Annotated in this window: 12 protein-coding genes; 8 read left to right on the top strand and 4 right to left on the bottom strand. The window is 36.8% G+C overall.

Annotated features, from left to right (window positions below; genetic code table 11):
- Positions 1-71: 71 nt before the first annotated feature.
- Positions 72-575 (bottom strand): GNAT family N-acetyltransferase, encoded by a 504-nt coding sequence (locus B3H30_RS20100; protein WP_070565816.1) that lies wholly within the window; start codon positions 573-575, stop codon positions 72-74.
- Positions 576-1,140: 565 nt separating this feature from the next.
- Between B3H30_RS20100 and B3H30_RS20105 the strand changes: the two genes are divergently transcribed.
- From B3H30_RS20105 to B3H30_RS20140, 8 genes are all read left to right on the top strand, one after another.
- Positions 1,141-2,334 carry a DUF5009 domain-containing protein gene (locus tag B3H30_RS20105; RefSeq protein WP_070565818.1) on the top strand — a complete coding sequence of 398 codons (1,194 nt, stop codon included), beginning with the start codon at positions 1,141-1,143 and terminating at the stop codon, positions 2,332-2,334.
- A gap of 86 nt (positions 2,335-2,420) precedes the next feature.
- The gene (locus B3H30_RS20110; RefSeq protein WP_070565820.1) at positions 2,421-3,452 is read left to right on the top strand and encodes a glycoside hydrolase family 18 protein; all 1,032 of its coding nucleotides are present in this window, start codon (positions 2,421-2,423) and stop codon (positions 3,450-3,452) included.
- A gap of 412 nt (positions 3,453-3,864) precedes the next feature.
- Positions 3,865-4,449: an RNA polymerase sigma factor gene (locus tag B3H30_RS20115; protein WP_070565822.1), complete on the top strand. Its 585-nt coding sequence runs from the start codon at positions 3,865-3,867 to the stop codon at positions 4,447-4,449.
- Positions 4,450-4,512: 63 nt separating this feature from the next.
- Complete coding sequence (locus tag B3H30_RS20120) at positions 4,513-5,616, top strand: FecR family protein (protein WP_286834810.1); 1,104 nt, start codon at positions 4,513-4,515, stop codon at positions 5,614-5,616.
- A gap of 202 nt (positions 5,617-5,818) precedes the next feature.
- Positions 5,819-9,163, top strand: coding sequence for a TonB-dependent receptor (locus tag B3H30_RS20125; RefSeq protein WP_070565826.1), 3,345 nt, complete (start codon positions 5,819-5,821; stop codon positions 9,161-9,163).
- Between the two features lie 10 nt (positions 9,164-9,173).
- The gene (locus B3H30_RS20130; RefSeq protein ID WP_070565828.1) at positions 9,174-10,667 is read left to right on the top strand and encodes a RagB/SusD family nutrient uptake outer membrane protein; all 1,494 of its coding nucleotides are present in this window, start codon (positions 9,174-9,176) and stop codon (positions 10,665-10,667) included.
- An 11-nt stretch (positions 10,668-10,678) separates the two neighbouring features.
- Positions 10,679-11,740 carry a DUF6528 family protein gene (locus tag B3H30_RS20135; protein ID WP_070565830.1) on the top strand — a complete coding sequence of 354 codons (1,062 nt, stop codon included), beginning with the start codon at positions 10,679-10,681 and terminating at the stop codon, positions 11,738-11,740.
- A gap of 5 nt (positions 11,741-11,745) precedes the next feature.
- On the top strand, positions 11,746-13,602 hold the full coding sequence (locus tag B3H30_RS20140; protein WP_070565832.1) for a beta-N-acetylhexosaminidase: 1,857 nt from the start codon (positions 11,746-11,748) through the stop codon (positions 13,600-13,602).
- 995 nt (positions 13,603-14,597) lie between these two features.
- Here the strand turns inward: B3H30_RS20140 and B3H30_RS20145 are convergent.
- The 3 genes from B3H30_RS20145 to B3H30_RS20155 all read right to left on the bottom strand — a co-directional run bounded on the left by B3H30_RS20145 (position 14,598) and on the right by B3H30_RS20155 (position 20,009).
- Positions 14,598-15,299 (bottom strand): hypothetical protein, encoded by a 702-nt coding sequence (locus B3H30_RS20145; RefSeq protein ID WP_139144981.1) that lies wholly within the window; start codon positions 15,297-15,299, stop codon positions 14,598-14,600.
- A 309-nt stretch (positions 15,300-15,608) separates the two neighbouring features.
- Positions 15,609-17,351 carry a hypothetical protein gene (locus B3H30_RS20150; protein WP_070565835.1) on the bottom strand — a complete coding sequence of 581 codons (1,743 nt, stop codon included), beginning with the start codon at positions 17,349-17,351 and terminating at the stop codon, positions 15,609-15,611.
- Between the two features lie 6 nt (positions 17,352-17,357).
- Entirely contained in the window at positions 17,358-20,009 is a 2,652-nt protein-coding gene (locus B3H30_RS20155; protein WP_070565837.1) for a hypothetical protein, read from the bottom strand.
- Between the last annotated feature and the right edge of the window lie 454 nt (positions 20,010-20,463).

A 20,463-nucleotide genomic window follows, 5' to 3' on the forward strand; every position in this document is an offset into this window, starting at 1 on the left:
AGATCTTATCTAATGAATACTGTAATTTAACAATTTTATTTTTGATGACGGGTAATTAGATTGTCACGCTGTTATTTAATTCGTATACCTAATATTTTTAGACTACGTTCTTCCTGATCCAAGGTTGCTATATTGGGTAAGTTGGCCCATTCCTTGAAACCCATCTTTTCAAATAATGCGATACTAGGCAAGTTGTGTGCAAAGATAAATCCCAATAAGGTATGTACGCCTAAACCTGGGGCTTTATCAATGCAGTACTGGAGAATCTGTTTACCCAGGCCCCGGCCGCGTTGCTGTTCGTCCAAATAGATACTAATTTCTACTGTTGCATCATAAGCTGGACGACCATAGAAAGATTGAAAACTTACCCAGCCAAGTACCTGGCTATTTACATCTTCTATCATCCACAGGGGTCTTTTCGAAGCGTTGTGTTCGTCAAACCATTTTTGTCTACTGGCGACAGATACGGGACTAGTGTCTGCTGTGACCATGCGAGAGGCTATGGTAGAATTGTATATTTCTACGATGCGTGGTAAATCTTGTTGCGTGGCGTCACGAAATTTTAATTGATTCATGGTTTGTACTGTTTATTTGTTGTTTGGACGACGCTGATATTCTGTCCGAAGATAGCTTGTGTTGCGAAGAACAAGCAGATAAAAAGAATTAATTTCATGTAGATCGGCTGTATCGTAAATTTGTTTTTGTCAAACTTAGATAAATTGCTTTTTATATGCAATACAATACAGATCATAAAAGTAACAATTCGAGCATGTATGACATTTCTTTTTGTGCGTTGACTGGCTTGTAAGTTGTCGTTTATAAGGATCACTGCAGTAAAGCACACGATTTCTGTGTTTTATGAGTAAAATTTACACTAATTTGAACAAATATTTCACTATATAGTGTTATTTTTTTCTCATCTTAGATTATTCAAAGATATCTCATTAGCGTTACTGATGATAAATCTTAGCGAAATACCCTGTCTTTTCGTTTCGTTATACAGGAATTTTTCTATGCGGGAATTTTTCACCAGGTTCCGGTCGCCATAAAATCACTAAAAAATTATCAAAGAAGGATCCAGGAAAGAGATGGGCTAAGCAGCTACGCTGATAGCTACTTTTTGAACACAACGAATCAATTATGAACGAATTGCAAGCTGTACCTACAATCCGAATCCGTTCAATGGATGTTATGCGTGGTCTTACGCTATTCCTGATGTTATTTGTTAATGACCTGTTTATTCCAGCTGTGCCTAAATGGTTGGTTCATACAGAAGCAGATGAGGACGGAATGGGGTTGGCGGACTGGGTTTTCCCGGGATTTCTTTTTATGGTTGGAGTGGCTGTTCCTTATGCTGTGGCAGCCCGGGAAAAGTTAGGATCGTCGACAACGGTTATTTTTGTTCATATGCTGATCAGAACATTAAGTTTATTGCTTATTGGGGTATTGATATTGAATGGTTCGCGAGTTGATCCACAGCTGACGGGAATGTCGCATTTGTTGTGGTTGGGACTGCTGTATGTATTCGTTTTTCTGATTTGGAATCATTATCCGAAAGATTCTACCTATCCGCTCTTTTTTAAGGGGATGCGTCTTGTTGGTGTAGTGGGTATTATTTATCTCGTATACATGTTTAAAGCCTCTGATGGAAAGGGGCTGGAAGTAGGATGGTGGGGGATTTTAGGGCTGATTGGATGGGGATATTTTGCCGCGGCTTCTATTTTCTTGTTGAGTCGGGGTAGGATAATCGTTGTTGTATGTGGCTGGCTGATATTTTTTCTGCTCAATATTTTGGCTCACACCGAATTAAAAATTGAACTTTCTGGCATTGGACGGTATCTGCATGTCCTATTATCCGGTAATATACCCTGTATTGTGTTAGCCGGAACACTTGTGGGAATGCTTATGAAACGATATGCGGCAACGCCGCGCATCTTGTTGCGTATCTTGTTTCTCCTTGCCACGATCTGGCTGGCTATGGGTTTTGTTTTGCGTTTTTGGTTTATTTTATCCAAAATCCATGGTACGCCGAGTTGGGCATTGGTTTGTTGCGGGATTAGCGTATTGCTTTTGATACCGCTTTATTATTTCATAGACGTGAAAGGCTACCAGCGGGGTATGCGGGTTTTTGAGGAGGCTGGAAAGAACTCATTAACGACCTATCTTGCTCCCGATCTAATCTACTTTATCTGCTGGGGTTTTCATCTTCCCCTGTTCTTCTATAAACAATCGGAGTATATGGGCTTAGCTATTGCCGGTTCATTGCTTTGGGCTTTTGCGATGTTGTGGTATGCGATCTTGCTGAAGAAGCTACCTATTTATCTGAAACTGTAGGTCGCCCATAAGCATCGAATGCGCATACTTTAACGATCATATTTTAGGACAATCAATATCATCTTGAAACAAAATAAAAAGCTATTATGGAATCTAAATTGAAATCAATACTTAGCCAGACCTTCACTGTTCTGTTATTGACTTTATTATTGTACCCTAGTGTAAGTCGTGCACGAGCAAAAAACAAAAAAGTTGTTATCGCCTATGTCACCTCCTGGTCTAAAGTGATGCCTGATCCGACCTATCTGACGCATATCAATTATGCCTTTGCACATGTCAGCGATAGCTTTGATGGCCTGCGTATAGATAATGAATCTAGATTGAAAGCTATTACGGATCTTAAGAAAGCACATCCACATCTAAAGGTATTGTTGTCCGTTGGCGGCTGGGGAAGCGGCCGGTTTAGCGAAATGGCCGCTGATGAAATGAATCGGCAGAAGTTTGCCAAAGACTGCTTGCGTGTGGTGCGGGAGTTTAATCTTGATGGTATTGACATCGACTGGGAATATCCAACGAATTCTTCTGCCGGGATTTCGTCTTCTTTAGCCGATACGGAAAATTTCACCTTGCTCATGCACGATATTCGCAAGGCTATCGGTAAGAAGAGACTGTTGACTTTAGCTTCTGTGGCGAGCGGTAAGTATATTGCTTTTGACAAGATTGAGAAGGATGTGGATTTTGTGAATATCATGACTTATGATTCGGGACACCCGCCGTACCATCATGCGAGTTTGCATCGTTCCGCTATGTCGGGTGGTACAACCTGTGTGGAGGCTGTAAAGGCGCATGTCGAAGGCGGTATGCCTGTAGAAAAATTGGTGCTGGGAATTCCATTCTATGGCCGGGGCAATAAAACTGATGTCAAAGGTTTTATCGATTATAAAGATCTGCTTGCGTTGCAGGACTTTGAACAGAAATGGGACGATGAAGCGAAAGCACATTATCTTGTCAACGATAAAGGGGAGTTTGTGTTGACCTATGAAACGCCAGAGTCGATTGCATTTAAATGCGATTACGTACATAGGACGGGGCTGCTCGGTGCGATGTATTGGGAATACGCGGGAGATACAGCAGGTGGTGTCTTACGGGATGCGGTCAACAAAGGTATTCTGCAATAAACAACAAAGCCGAACTTAAAGTTCGGCTTTGTTGTTTGTGGAGGTCACGAGAGTTCAATAGAACTTTTAGTGCCTTTATTACAGTTCATTAAGAAGATAAAAACAGGCGAATAGAATGATATGGGATTACCCTATGTGGTTCTATTTGCCTGTTTTCGTTTATCTAAATTTTAATGTAATGAAAAATGTAATTTTGTTTTTTGTAATCAAGATGAATATAAATTTCTGTTTATGAATCAGTCAAGTATCTATAGTCAAAAGTTCCTTGTCTCGTCCGATAATAGGTTTACATTTTGAAACTTTAGAAAAGTTATATAAATTCGAATAAAATGTACTGGATTTCCCTTAGTTAATGATTGCTTAATGAAAGAAGAATATTTAGTACATATAAGCTATCTAATTTAGCACACCAATGAAAGCCGGACTTTATAATTCTTCTAGTGACGAAGAACTTATTTCCCTTTTAAAGGAAAGGGATTATTACGCATTTTCCGAAATTTATGCCCGTTATTGGAATAGACTTTATATTCAGGCTTACAAAGTGCTGAAAAGCAGCGATGAATCCTGCGATGTAGTACAGGATGTTTTTACCAATATTTGGGTAAAAGCAAAATCATTGGAAATAAAAAATGTTGACGCTTATCTTTTTTCCGCGGTCCGCTATAAATCCATAAAAGTTATTACAAGTTCCAACAAAAAGGAGGTATTTGTGTCGGAATTAGCCAAGCTCGGTGAGGGAGTAACTAACGATAACGCGGAAGAACAATTATTATTTAAGGAAGCCCATATTTCACTTGAGTATGAGATCTCACAGCTTCCACCAAAAATGCAGCATGTTTACCGCAAAGGGAAAATCGAGGGACTCAGCTATAAGCAGATTGCAGAGGAAATGGGTATTTCTGAAAACTCTGTTAAAACAACAATGTTTAGGGCAATGGAGCAGTTGAGGAAGAAATTGACACCCTATATGGGGCTACTTTTATTTTTTTTAAAATAATTTCAGATCACATGTATACCTTTTTGGTTTTGAAGCCTCATTATAATAAAGCTCATAAACCAAATGGATCAAAAGGAACTTGACAAACTCTTACAAAAATATATCAATGGACTCTGTTCCATTGAAGAAAAGAAACTTGTTGAAGATTTATATCAGCGATATCTTGACCAGGAATATGATGAACCTGACCTGACTGGTGTCAAGGAAAGGATATTTTCCCAATTGCCCAATAATGAAACTCAGGTTAAACCACTTGTTCTTTCCTGGCTTTGGAAGGCTGCTTCAATAATCGCCATAATTGGTGTGGGATTATATTTCTATTTGCACAGTCCATCTGCTGATCCGAATAATCTTAGGGTTATTGTACCTGGTGGAAATAGTGCGCTGATCCAACTGGCAAATGGAAAATCAGTGGACCTCAACAAAATTAGGATTGGTGATTCTGTTGTATCATCGGCTATGGTCATTGTTAGATCAGAGGACGGTACGGTACAGTATAAGGCTATTGAATCTAAAAATAGCGCTGCTGAAAAATGGAATACTGCAATAGCGCCTAGAGGTGGTCAGTATTGTCTAGTTCTGGCCGATGGATCAAAAGTATGGTTAAACTCAGACTCCAGGCTTAAATTTCCAAATATGTTTCCAGAAGGTGAACGTAGCGTAGAAATTGTTGGAGAAGCATATTTTGAAATTGCTCCAAATAAACAGAAACCTTTTTATGTAAAGTCCAAAGGCCAACTTATTAAAGTGGTAGGTACCCATTTCAATGTCTCCGCCTATCCGGAAGATAAAAATACCTATACCACATTGCTCGAAGGAAAAATTATTCTCAAACCTGAATCTGCTGAATCAGTAGTCATGGCCCCTGGTGAGCAGGCTGTATTTTCAGGAAGTTCCATCCTAGTCAACCAGGTTGAAGCGGTGGACTATGCAAGCTGGAAGGATGGATTTATCCGATTCAATGATGAAAACATTAAGGATGTAATGGCTAAACTCGAAAGATGGTATAGTATTGAAGAAGTGAATTACATTGGTGACGTCAGTAATGAGGTATTTACGGGGAAATTCAACCGTAAGAAAAATATAGACCAAATATTAAAAAGCCTGGAAAAAACTGGAGGAGTCCATTTCAAAGTGGAAGGAAGGAGGGTAATAGTTATGCCTTAATTCCTTCTTTTTAAACTTAGGGCTTATCGGCAGCAACCGAAAGCCCTAAGTTTTAGTTGCTGGTCAATCGAATTATTTTATTAACCGAAGTGATGAGTTCGAAATCATGTTCACTTCAATAACAACGTAAAATCAAATGTACAAAAATTATTTTTTTAATAAAGTACAGTGGAGGTGCTGTGTCTTTAAATTTCTGCTAACTATGAAATTAACAGCCTTGTTTCTTGTTTTGGCCACAGTACATATCAGTGCAAAAAGCTTTGGGCAAAAGGTTACGCTCAAAGAGAAAAATACAACACTGGAGAAGATCTTCAATAAAATAAGTGCTCAAACCGGATATGATTTCTTATATACCAAAAAGTCCATTGGAAAAAGTGACAGAGCATCTATTGAAGTTGAAAATGTCGATTTATCGCAGGCGCTTACACAGTTGCTGAAAGAGAAATCATTAAAGTTCAGTATTGAAGATCAGATCATCGTCGTTACTAAGTCAAGCTCAGCAAGTCAGGCAGGATCGACTGGAGGTGAAAATTTGGTGCAGACTAATGATATTAATGGGAAGATATCCGACAGAAAGGGAGCTCCTGTCGCTGGCGCAACAGTTCGGTTAAAAAGAACCGGGCAAAGTATCGCAAGTAATGAACATGGGATTTTTCTGCTCAAAGGAGCCAGGATTGGAGATGAGCTTATCGTTTCTTATACGGGATACGAAACAGTTACAATGCCGATCACAAGTTATGAGAGTCTTACCATTATTCTTAACGAGACGATTCAGGAACTGGATGAAGTTGTCCTTGTGGGATATGGCGCCGTAAAAAGAAAGGATTTAACGGGAGCCGTCTCGACTATTTCAGGTAAAATATTTGCCAATATGCCCGTAATGCGGGTTGATCAGATGATGCAGGGGCGAGCATCAGGTGTGGACGTTAAGTCAAGTAATGGAGCGCCGGGTGCTGGAACTTCAATCCGCATCCGAGGAGCTCGGTCTATCAGTGCCACAAATGAGCCTTTATATGTTGTGGATGGCCTGATCGACGCTACAAATTTAAATACGCTCAACCCTGAAGATATAGAATCCATAGACATTCTGAAAGATGCTTCAGCGACAGCGATCTATGGCTCAAGGGCGGCAAATGGTGTGGTATTGATCACGACGAAACAGGGGAAAGCAAATCAGGATAATACCAATGTCAGCACGATAACCGGTATCCAGCAACTTCCAAAAAGATTAAAACTGATGAATGCACGTCAGTTTACCCAATTTATTAACGAGTCAAGACTGGATCAAAATCGTGCTGTGGTATATCCAAACATAGATTCTGTGATAAATATAGTTGGTGAAAAAGGTACAGATTGGACCGACGAAACGATGCGGACAGGTATCTATCAGAGCTATAACGCGTCAACAAGCGGTGGTTCAGAAAAATTTACCTATTTTATTTCGGGGAATATGATCGACCAGAAAGGGATCGTCAAAGGTACTGATATGGCCAAATTTCAGGGACGTATCAATATGAATAAACGGTTTTCAGACCAAATCCGGATGGGCTTAAATCTCAATGCATCGAGATATAAGATTAATTCGGGGAATGTGAATTATGGTGCTAATGCCGGTTGGCCAAGTTCGATGATTACTTTGCCCCCCACAATGCCTGTACGGAAACCTGATGGTAGCTTTGAGTCTTATAATCCGATATGGTACTCGGGCGGCGATGTGGATACACCACCAGTAGTAGCGGAGCTTACAGAGAATGCTAATACTGTAAATGACCTCCAGGCTAATTTATTTATCGAAGCTGAACTGATCAAAGGCTTGAAACTTAAATCTGCTTTTGGAACATCCTTGTCAAATAATAAAAATGTTTATTTCGTTCCTTCGTTTATGCCGTCTAAGATTGCGACAAAAAACACAACGGCTAATGCTTCATCTGGGATGGGTACTTCGACATATTGGCTGAACGAAAATACGCTGAATTATGATCGAAACTGGGATCTTCATCATCTAAATCTTTTAGGCGGTTTTACCATGGAAAATCGCCAGAATAGTACAATGGGTATTTCAGTGACGGGACTGACAGATGACATTATGAAGTATAACAATTTCGCATCTGCAGATCAGGTAAACAGAACTGTTTCTTCTAATGCAGAAAAGAATTCAAGAGTGTCCTACCTCGGTCGTATAAACTATGATTTTGATAGTAAGTATTATCTTACAATGAGTGGCCGTTATGATGGTGCATCCAATTTTGCAATGAACAATAAATGGGGATTCTTTCCGTCGTTTGGCGTAAAATGGCGCGTTTCCAATGAATCTTTCTTTAAGGAATCAGAGGTCAAAAAAACAATTTCCGACATGGGTTTTAGGTTCAGTTATGGTAAATCCGGAAATCAGGGGATAGGAAATTATCAGTCTCTTGCTACGCTGGCTCCAAATTCCAAAGGCTATATCTTTGGAGAGAATCCGGTTTTGGGATATACGCAATCCTCGATGGATAATCCGAATCTCACTTGGGAGACATCCTCACAGATCGATCTTGGTTTTGATATGAGTTTATGGAACGGAAGGTTGACTATTGATGTCAATTATTATAAGACCAATACGAAAGATCTTCTATTAAATGTACAGATACCCCAGCAAACCGGATTCAGCTCACGATTGGTAAATTTGGGTAAAACTGTTTCTCAAGGGTTTGAACTGATGGTTTCTGGCGACATGATTGCACATAAAGATTTCAATTGGAAATCTACATTGACGCTATCAACAAATAGTCAGGAAATCAAAGATATTGGCCCACTTGTCATGGTATCTATTGATAATAATGGCTATGGTGCCAATACGAATTATTTAAAAGTAGGTGTCCCAATTGGAGCCAATTTTGGAGCTATTTATGGCGGAGTATGGCACAATCAACAAGAGATTGACGAAGAACTTGCCCGCACAGCAGGAAGCCGGAAATTAGTTTCACCTTCTGGTTTCTATAAACCCGGTAAGCCACGATATGTAGATCAGAATGGAGATGGTCTACTGAATATCGACGATTATATGTATCTGGGCACTCCAAATCCTAAGCTCTATGGTGGATTTGGAAATACATTTACCTACAAAAATTTATCACTTGACCTTTTTCTACAATACAACCAAGGAAATACCATGTACAATGCCATTGAATTTTTTATGGGTAGCGGAGCCGAATTTACAAATCAGTTTGCTTATATGGCCGACCGATGGACACCCTCAAATACCGGTTCGGATATACCAATGGTTAATTCAAGAGATAATGTACCAAGTTCACGTTTTCTTCATGATGCATCTTTTATTCGCTTAAAGAGCCTTCAACTAAGTTATAACCTCAAGAGCCTTTTTCCAAAAACCTTCAAATCCGCATCGGTGTATGTAACTGGAACAAACCTTTTGTTGTTGACAAAATATAATGGTTTCGATCCTGAAGTGAATGGTGGTGGAACAAGTTCTACGATTAGGGCGAAAGACGATGGTACATATCCTAATGCACGTACTTATGCATTGGGAATTAATGTTGGGTTTTAATGAATAAATTATGAAAAGGATATCAATAAATATATATAAAGCAATAGTATGTGTGAGTCTGCTGGGATTTTCATCTTGTACCAAAACGTTGGAAGAGGATCCTTATAGTAAAATTTCCCCGAATCAATTTTTTACTTCTGAGGCACAGTGTATTCAGGCCATCAATGGCGTATATTCCGGATTGAGCGAGTTATTTGGCCAGGAAGATCTGTGGAAGTCTATCGAGCAAGGAACAGATCTTTTACTCTATGTACCTACAAATGATTTTAATCAGGAATATACATTTACTGCTGCTTCACCCGGAAATGTAACTGGAATCTGGAGAAAATGTTTTGCTTCAATAGCCAATGCCAACATGGTTATTAACCGTGTCGGCAAATCAAACGTTACTGAAGCAACAAAGAATAGAGTATTAGGAGAGGCTCTTTATCTACGATCACTTTATTATTATATGCTTACCAATTCTTTTGGTAATGTTCCAATGTGGACTGAGGAATTGCCTGTAGATCAGGTAAGCGTATTACCCCGTACACCATTGGAAATCGTTCATGAACAATTAAAAAAGGATCTTCTGCAGGCAGCGAACTATTTGCCTGATACCTATCCAAGTTCCGAAGTGGGCAGGGCGACAAAAGGCGCGGCTATGGCTTTACTGGCAAAGATCTGTCTTTTTGATGGGAAATGGGCTGATGCGGCTAAATATGCTCAACAGGTTATTGATCTTGGCATTTATCAGCTTGTAGATTATGATAAGCTATTTGATCCAAATTTGAAATTCAGGAATAACAAGGAGTCTATTTTTGAAATACAATATCTTCGTGTTTCTTCTTCTAACTCCAATATTGTCACAAACTATTACTATACATGGTTTATGCCAACAAAAGATGCCAATAATAAAACCTATGCAGGTGTTGATTTCGGCTCGAATGTATTTCGTGGTTATGAGAACTATTATCCATCAAGCGTGTTGGTTGGTATGTTTGAGGATGGTGACAAACGAAAAGAAGTAACGCTGGCAAGTGGCTATAACGGCCAGACCTTTTCGCGTAATCTGAAACCGGGACGTCCTTGGTTCGGTGCCAAGTTTTGGGATTTTCAAGCTAATGATCGTAATAGCGGAAAGAATCTTTATTTTCAACGGTACTCTGATGTACTCCTTATTCTTGCCGAGGCTCAAAATGAACTTGGAAATGCTCCCGAAGCTTTGAATTGGATTAATAAGGTCCGTTTAGAACATGGAGGACTACAGAAACCATTGAGCAACCTGAGTAAGGACGAGATTCGCTTACAAATATTTAAAGAACGTGGAATCGAGTTTGTAGGAGAATTTCAACGCAAATGGGATCTTGTCCGCTGGAAGAAATTGGTTGAAGCTGTTAAATCTGCAGCAAACGACAACCCTCTAGGAGCAAAAAATGTAAAAGATTTTCACGGTATATTTCCGATACCGGAAGCTGAAATCACTAAAAATCCTAATCTCTTACCACAAAATCAAGGTTATTAATTTTTTATAACATGAAAAGAATATTATTTTTTATTGCAGCTGCATTTATGGTGTCCTGCAAAAATAGTAACAACCTATCTTTGACTTCTCAAGATAACTTAACTTCCGTTGAAAACGCTCAGTCCTATTCTGTTGCAGCAGGAGATGACTGGATCTGGACTGGCAATCAAGCTACCAACATGATTGAAATCTATGATCCCGCAGTTGCCGATTGGAATTTGACGACAGCTTTAAAATGGTCATGGAAACCGACACTTGTCAAAGGGTATTCCCAGTATGCAATTGACCATTGGGGACTTCCTACAGATTTTAAGGTACGCAAAGTTGACGCCTGGGGTGGCAACCATCTCGTTGCATCCTGTTCCAGTGGTTTGATCACTATTGCTTCTTATCCATCGGGAGTGAAAAAATGGGCGTATAATCTTGGGTATAATCCTCATAGCGTTGAACTACTTCCAAATGGAAATATTGCTGTTGCGGCAACGGATAGAGATTCTGTTTATTTATATGCTTCTTCAACAGGTACAGATAATCTGGCGCATGCGGCAGTGAAGCTTAATAAGGCACATGCTGTCGTTTATGATCCTTTAGAAAATATTCTTTGGGCCACTGGAAATGATTTTGTAATAGCAATGCAGGTAGGAGGTACCGATGCTGCACCAACTTTGACTGAACTACCTGCACGAAGGGGGTATCTAAATACAACAAGCAGTAAAAACCCATTTGGACATGATCTGGGAAGGGATCTTGCCGATGACAATGTGCTTTGGGTATCAACAAATGGAGGAGTGTACAATTTTAATAAAACCACTAAAATATTTACTGATGGTCCAGGGGATACAACTGGCATTAATAAAACTATGGTGAAGTCAATAAGTAGACAGCAATCAGGATTATTTGTTCTTACTAGACCGGATTCAGAGAAAACAACTGTACTTCCTGATCCTGTGACCAGCCCGGTATGGTGTACCCGATACGTTGATATCTATTCCAGTTCTGGCGTTTTCCAATACTATAGGACTAAATCTGGAGCCAAATTTTATCGAGCAAAAATATTCCGCACACCATATTGATCAAAATGAGAGAGTTTAATTTAATCATAATTATCTGTGTATTGATCAATATTTCAGTTTTCGCACAAATCTCAGTTGTTCCATACCCAAATAATGTGATAATCGGAAACGGAAAATTTGTCCTATCTTCTAATACTAAAATTAAAAGTATCGGAAATACAAGGGGTGCTTCTGAGTTGCTGGAAAAGTTGATACAAGGCCTTGAACAGGACAAAGGGGGAATACAGAATACCATCCTAGTTAAGGAAGGAAAAACTGGTCATTCTTCAGATGAATCGTATAAACTTGAGGTTGGCGAAAATCAAATAGAAATTGTAGGAGAAGAGAAGGGGCTTTTTTATGGGGTTCAGACACTTCTCCAGCTTATTCCAAATAAAAAAAGTGATCATGTTGCTATTCCTGCGGTGAAAATTCTGGATAGTCCCCAATTTAGTTATAGGGGATTGATGCTAGATGTATCGCGTCATTTCTTCACTGTCGATGAGATAAAATGGGTACTTGATCTAATGGCGAGGTACAAACTGAACGTATTTCATTGGCACCTGACTGACGATCAGGGCTGGCGAATTGAAATAAAGAGCCTTCCCAAACTGACCGAAATTGGAGCGAGAAGAGTTTCCAGAACCGGTCATTTCGGTACTGATATGCTTCCCCCACAACAGGACGAAAAAGCTGATGATATCGGATTTTATACGCATGAGCAGATCCGAGAGATCGTGGAATACGCTAGATTCAGAAATATAGTTATCCTTCCGGAGATTGATATGCCGGGACATGCAATGGCTGCTATTGCGTCTTATCCCTTTCTTTGTGTGACTGGAGATACCACGATAAAGGTAAATCCAGGAAGTAGCTTCGCCAGATGGTTTGGAAATGGTCAATATGAAATGTATACAGACAATTCGCTCGATCCTACAAAGGAAACTACTTATAATTTTATTGATCAGGTTTTGAGTGAAATTGCTGACCTGTTCCCATATGAATATATTCATATCGGTGGGGACGAATGTTTCAAAGGTTTTTGGGAGAAATCACCTCATGTTATAGCTTTTATGCAACGGAACAATATAAAGGATATGAAAGCTCTACAGGGTTATTTTATTTCTCGACTACATAAAATCGTGGAAAGCAAAAAAAAGAAGATGATCGGATGGGATGAAATACTTGAAGGGAATACCAATGGAGAATTTTCAGTGATGAACCGGTTTGATGAAAGGACACTTGATGAGCAACTTTCTAAAAAGCATCCGGTTATTTTAGCATCAAGTAAATATGGACTCTATTTTGACTATGCCCAGAGTAGTTCCAAACAAGAACCGATTAATCATGGTGGAAACTACCCGTGGTCAAGTTCCTACCAATACAATCCTTTGAATGATGAAACTACTATGAATAGAAAAGATCTGATCCGTGGGGTAGAAGGTTGTATCTGGACTGAACATATCTATCATATCAGTAAATTACAGTATATGATATTACCTCGAATTTTGGGACTTGCCGAAACTGGTTGGACATCGAGTTGTCAGAAGAATGTTGAGACTTTTAAAATAGAGCGTTTGCCATATCAGTTAGCATACTTTGATCGAAAAGGCTACAATTATTGGGTTCCTCCTGTTTTTGAAACGCTAGAATCTACTGAAACTGGACATAGTTTCAATATCACATTCGATACTGCTGTTCCGGATGCTGCAATTTACTTCACATTAAATGGAAAAGATCCTACTGATGCAGATCTTTTAGCCAAACCCAGTCAAACCATTAAAATAATGGTCCCAAAAGGAAAGGTTGTTATGCTAAAGGCAATTGTTATTACAAGCAGTGGGCGCAGGAGTATTATTTCATCGAAGAAATTCATCGGATAAATTGTACATGGATCGAACACAAAATTTATTTCCTATGCTATTTCGAATAATATGAACGAGGTTATCTAAGAAATACGAATCCTTAAGGAGAAATCGAACTCTGGAAAAACGGTAGGAGAGTGGCTACAAACCTCATTTTTTGCGCCATCGATAACCAAAGACTAAATAATTTTGTTAATATTTTCGAACTCTAAATGAACATACTTTAACAGGTTGGTTCATAGTTTTTTATGGGTATAAAAAAAGGAGGCACCTTTTATTAAGTGTCTCCTTTAGTGGGGTCACGAGAGCTCAATAGAACCTTTAGTGCCTTTATTACAGTTTATTAAGAAGATAAAAATAGGCAAATAGAATTATATGGGATTAACCCATGTAGTTCTATTTGCCTGTTTTCGTTTATCTAAATTTTGATGATCTGAGTATTCTAATTTTGATATTAGTAATAATTATAGTTGCAGTTGTTAGTTTCTTTGTCGCGCTATATATAAGATTATATTGACGATCAAAAAAGGATTGTTTTACTTTTAAGGGATATGGATTAAAAAATGGAATCTCACCTCATCTTTCTGCTATAATACATTTTCTGAAAAAAGGACTGATCATTCAATAATATTAATCTGCTCTAAAAGGTCACTGGTTAATCTTGAGAGGGAGTTTTTTTTCGCATTTATACACTTTTTTATGTACTCTTCTATTTCTTTTAACAGGGGTGTCTGCTTTTTTGTGAAGGAAATAATCGAGATCAATATCTAGAATTTTCAAAATATGATTAATTTATCGTTCTTTATATGTGTAGAATATTGTTTGTTCCTTTTAACTATTTGTATTTCAATTGATAGAAGTGTTTTCTATTGATTGTAATACTGCTTGAATGGTAATCAGATCTTCCTTATATCCATTTTATTTAAAGTTTCTACTGAGTGCTTGATAATGAATTATTAGATGATACAATCATTCTTGAATTTATTATTTTTACAGGATTATTATTAGATATATTAGTTCCACCAATCGAAATTTACGTCAGGTACAACTTCAAACAAGCTGTCCATTTTTCTGGCAAAGTATTTTCTTAAGATCTCCCCATCTTGATTATTTTGCCGCAATTCGTTCTGATATTCCATAAAATAATTGAGTAGTCTGTAATGAAGCAGTGTTCTGTATATCTTAATTTTTCCATTTTCCGTCACAATGAATTTTGATTCGTTCTTGCTATCGGTTTTTTTTGGCGAAAGATTTATATGCCAACTATTTTTTGTTCTTGCCTCATGCATTAATGCACATCGAACATCAGAATAAAAATCTATTGAATTAAACGGATTGTTTGGAACCATAGCACCATGTATGTCTAATGACCAAAAATGATCCTTAAATATAGATGCAGATAGAAGAAATTCTGTGAAAATTTTCCTGCTTGACTTGTATTCATAAGCTGGATTTCCATTACGGTTATTATGATTGAAAATCATCCCCTTTCTAAATGCAGCGAGAGTCTCAATGATTGCACATTGAACAGTCATGATAGCGAAACCTTCACCATTTTTTGATCTATCATTGATTATAATTTGAATTGGAGAGAAAAATTTTTTTCTCAATCTGTTGTTGAAAATTTGAATTGCTTCTTCCCATATTTCATCATACCCGTAAGATTGATCTAGTCGCATTCTTACGTTGGCCCAGGCTAATTTTTCGTCTTCCATACTATTCATATCTATTAAAAAACCACACCAATCAAGGCAAAGTTTTAAATAGAATTTTTATTTATTTTCCCTCAGATATTTATCCGAATATTCTACCTTTTTCCGCAACTTCTAATTCTGCAACAAATTTTTCAAGATCGTGAAATTTACTGAAGATATATTGTCAAATATTTTCATGAACCTCAATAATTTCCATTATATCATTTATTTGATAAAAATTTAGTTTCTTAAACTCATTTGTGTTTAGCATGTTCATTTTTTCTTTTCTTAAAACAGCGAATAATCGAAAAAATAATATCCTATTTAATGCTAAACTATTTTGATGAATCTCGGATCAGTTTTTCGATCCATTCCTCGTTCCTTTTTAAAGCCCAAGCCAGTGCTGTATAATTGATCATAAATGTAGTCGTCATTTGGGCTAAAACGATATGTACCAGTCTGCTTTAAAATTTTTTTATGTTTTAAAAACTGACCTGTAATTTGTCCTTCGTCGTTCACTATTAATTGTCCATGTAAGTTTCTCCGTTGATTTAAAAACCTGTAAAAATCCCTTTCTGACATCTTTAGTTTTATTAATCCTAAAAGAAATATTTCTAAATCATCAATACAGACTGCCCATGGGAAGTGATCGTCGTTATCGTATAGATCTAACATCATTTGCAAATCAGACTGTACGTGACCGAATTTATTATACGTTACTATTATAGTATGAATATCTTTTATGTTATTAGGATCTATGTTAAGTACAACGTTCATTTTCTTGTCATAAACATCAAAAGGCATCTTAGCCATCAATTTTTCCTTAACACTATAAGCTTGTATATACCCATAGTCAATGGTTTCCTTAAAATCTTGCCAAATTCCATTATAGGCTTTGTCTGGATCATACATAGGTTCGCGTATTTTCCCGGCTTTTGCCTCTATAATCAACGCTGTTTCTCCCGCTAATACTAAAAGGTCCCGTTCGCTACCACCTTTCTCTAAGTAATACGATGGTAATATTTTTACGAGGCTATTTTGTTTGTAAAAGTCTTTAAAAATTTGTTCAATCTTGCGTTCTAGATATTTATCCCTAGCTTTGGTGATACGATTTTTATTTTTAATAATCTCAGAGCACTTCTCCTGAAGTAAGTCAGACATTGCATTCAATAAGACTCTGTGATCAATAATCATATAATTACCATCCAATAGTTTATAGATAGGCTTTTTATATAACTGGTTTGGCTGGCTAAAAAACAAAAAATTTTTGTCAACAGAACTAGTAATAGTCAATTTTTCCAATACAGTGTCAACAAGCGGTTTCGAACAATGTTCAAGATCAAATAATGAGAAAATATTGACCATAGACGGATCAGCAATGTACTTAAACATATCTATAGGCTGTTCCGATAAGGATCTCATTGCCTCTTTAAAACTACTGCCATTCGCTAAAGCACTTAATATCTCTTTTTTGAACTCGTCTTTATTTAATTCTTTTTTTTGCTGTTTTATAAAGGCTTTATCCTTCTTTAATTCAAATAAAGCATCAAGACAATTATATAATGCAATTACATCATCAGCATTCCACCCAAAAGTTTTTATCAATTCGGAATCGAAGTTTTTATAAAGCTCAACAACTTTTTCAATGGCCTGTTCTTCAAAATGTAATGGACCAACATGAAAAAATGAGATATAGGTGGATAACCCAATCTGCCTTCGTCGCAAAACTTCTTCAGTGTCCATTGTTTCAAAAAGAATCTCAGAAAAAGGCTTTAGCTCACCATATTCATACCTATGAGCTGATTCCATTTTTGCTAGCATTGGAACTATTATGGGCCAGTCTTTTTCGAGGTCAAATGGTATTCGCTCACTGGAATTTATGTCTGAAGTTATATTGAGATTGAATAAATAAAACAACTGCCTAAAAGGAGAAACCAATCCATTGATAATCGATCCATTCCAAGGAAGTGTGATTCCATTTATAAATGAGGTCATTTGGCGAGCGAAGGCATCGGCTTCAAATCGTCCAACCATATTCTTCAAAGACTTTGCTATACATTCAAGGTTATCCATAATCTGCTATATCTTGCCAAATTTTTGCAGTTTTTCAATTTTAAGTCGCTCAACTTCTTTATTCAGATTTTTTTCCAAATCCGCAATTTTGCGTACTTGTTTTACATAGTAATTTTTGTGTAAGTATGCTTGAGATCTGAAGGTACCCTCTATTGGTCTTATTTTCAACGCATCTGAAAAGTCATATCTTACGGACAGGTTGCTTTTAACACCTTTAATCTCGAAGTTATATGAAATTGTAATTTCTTCGAGTAAAATTATTTCTTTAAAAAGGTCTTCTGACAACTCTCTTAATCCTTCAAGTTTTTTGCCTCTGAAAAGTATGATTAAGTCTTTCTCAGTCCGATCTTTATATATTTCGGGGATTTCTTTAGTCTCGTCGAAAATATACTTTAGACCTTTTATATCTTGCTTTATAAAAATATTGCTACTAGCAATATTGTTGAAGCTCAACAAAAAATTAACCCTTTCTGTATTTGATGTAAAGTCAGAAAATTTGATCTCTGTAGTTTGGTCAGCAATGTGGCCATGCTCTAGTAGCTCCTCTTTAATAATTGTATTTATTCGATTAGCGATAATCTTGGCATCTTTGGAATTTGTCTCAACATTGTTTAAGATGAATCCGCCATTAATTTTTTGGTACGTGATTTTAATAGGTTCCCAAATTGTATTCAGTGCGATGTGTTTTGTTGGATCTTTTTTCTCGACATGCGATGAAAATAAAAAAAGTCCAGGCTGATCTGGGTCGGAGGAAAAGACAACCGGGCTATTTAGCTTTGCTTGTAGACCATCCGTAATGTTTTCAAAGTTTGGCCTGATCTGACTAAATATTTCCGATATAGGTGTCTCAGTTATCGCTGGTAGAAAATATGGAATACTACTAACCGGTCGTTCCTTAACATTTATCAAATTAATGAAATTTTCTAACTCGATAGGACTAAATAGCAAGCTTACCATCAAGTCCATAAGTTTACGCTTGTCCGCATTCTTTAAAAAAATTCCTTTATGAGATAGGAATATTTTTAAATCCTGCGCACTAATCTTATCTGTATTCAGGATTGGTTTGAGAATATCTCCGTAAGGCAGTTGCTCTTTAAAAATAGGGTTAATTCGAAGTTCTCCCTCTGATTGAATAGCCTCAATTGTTGATGAAATGTCGCCAATGGTGGGTATAGACAATTCCGCAAACTGCAATGTTTCAACAAATAGTGATTTTTTAACGCTTACTTTATCTAAAAGGTCACTATTATCAAAAGATTGAAGCACATCCAATACTTCGTTTTGAAAATCTAAAGAGTAGTCACTAAAATAAACAATATATTCATTTGCCAATCCGCTGGTCAAACGAATGAGAAACCATATTATTTTTTTTAGATTCTCTTGATTGTATGGGTCGGAGCAGAATAAAAGTACGCTGATCTTCTCACTGTTTTCTTTTATTATTGGAAGAATATTAGTATTAATGTACTCTGGAGGTAGTTGTGTTCCTCGCTTTCCTATTTTATTGAAGGACGAATTAAATTCTGTTATTGGATAGAGAAATTTAACAGGTAAATCTTCCCGGAAGTTCTTTGCGGTTACTATGGAGCTAATTATAAAGTTTGCTTTAGCATTATCAACTAAAAAGTAATGCTGATCAAGTTCCATATATTCATTTCTAAAAACTTCTTTATTCTGATAGATAAAGTCTTTATTGATATCATCGTTGTCAGTAGATATCCAAAAGAGGATATTAAAAACTCCATTAGATTTTTGAGTATCAATCTTTCTTTTGGCTTTAAAATCCTCTGTAATAACGTTAGTGGCTTTTATAAAATTTCTAATCTCGTAGCGTGCATTTTCCGGATATTTGTAATCTTGTAGCGCGTTGATGAAGATGTGGTTTGTGGTATTATCTTTTAATTTACTTTCGAAAGTAACATAGTAGTCTACTTTCGCGGTTTCATTACTTACCAATTTGTCATCAAAGTAATCAAGTGTGAAATCTTTACTGAAATGTTTCCAGCCAATGAGTTTCAAAAAGTTTGAGGTTATAATCTGTTCAATAGTTAAGATTGGCTCTTCACTATCAAAACCGGTAAATTGAATAAAAGGATTTTTACTTACATACTTTTCGATAGCGCTAAGCCAATTTAAAAGCACATTATCAAAATCTTCTTTGGTAATGGTTTTTCCAAAGATTGAATCATGTCCTAATTTGAAATTTAAGCTATTTACTAATATTTGTTTAATAGTGGCTTGAAGTTTACTGCGATTTTTTTTCTCATAAAATTCATCGAGTTTTACAATTGAATTAGAAAGTAACAAATCCAAATCCAATGGCTTTTTTACGATTTTCACACCATCAATATCGCTTGTTTCATTTAGCTTGGAGTCGGTGTGACCAATGCAAATCAGCTCATAATGCTCTGCCAAAGTCCCATTTTTTAGTTCAGCTACCCACTTCTTCGCTGCAGTATAACTAATTGTATTTTGGGATGATTTAACCTGTACCAGTTTTTTTTTATTAGTATTTAGCTCCCATTTAATGTCAACTTTTTCGGATTCGTCATTAGGTTCAATGGTAACAGTTTGCCAATTTGATGATTGAGACAGACTATCTAAAACCGTAATAATTGTTTGCAGGAGATACCCCCGCATACCATGTTGACCACCCATAATTTTCAAAAGGTTTAAAATGTTAAAAAGTAGAAAGATAATAAATTTCTAAGAAATATGCCATAAATATTATAACACCGAAAAAATTAATGGATTGAATTTCTTATTGGCGTTAGGTATTTTAACAAAGCTAATTGTTCCAATAAAGATATGTATCCAACTAAGAATTGGTAAGATTTTGAAAAGCTTTGTCTAAAGTTTGGTGCGAAATATGATCTATTCCAAACGAAATTGAAGTTAAATAAGACAGCTAAAAAGGTCAATAGGGTGTTAAGATTTAGGAGCATATTGAAAAAGCGTTAAATATAATGGTATTCAGCGCAAAAATAAAAAATTGAACCGCACCGAATAACAAAAATTTGTCTCCTAGATACATTTTCAAAATATTTGGTTTTTACTACTATGTAAAATGAATTGATGATTTTAAGCTTGAACATCACTTGCGTCCTAAACG

The sequence above is a fragment of the Sphingobacterium sp. UBA7038 genome, assembly GCF_002494055.1.
Lineage (GTDB): Bacteria > Bacteroidota > Bacteroidia > Sphingobacteriales > Sphingobacteriaceae > Sphingobacterium > Sphingobacterium multivorum.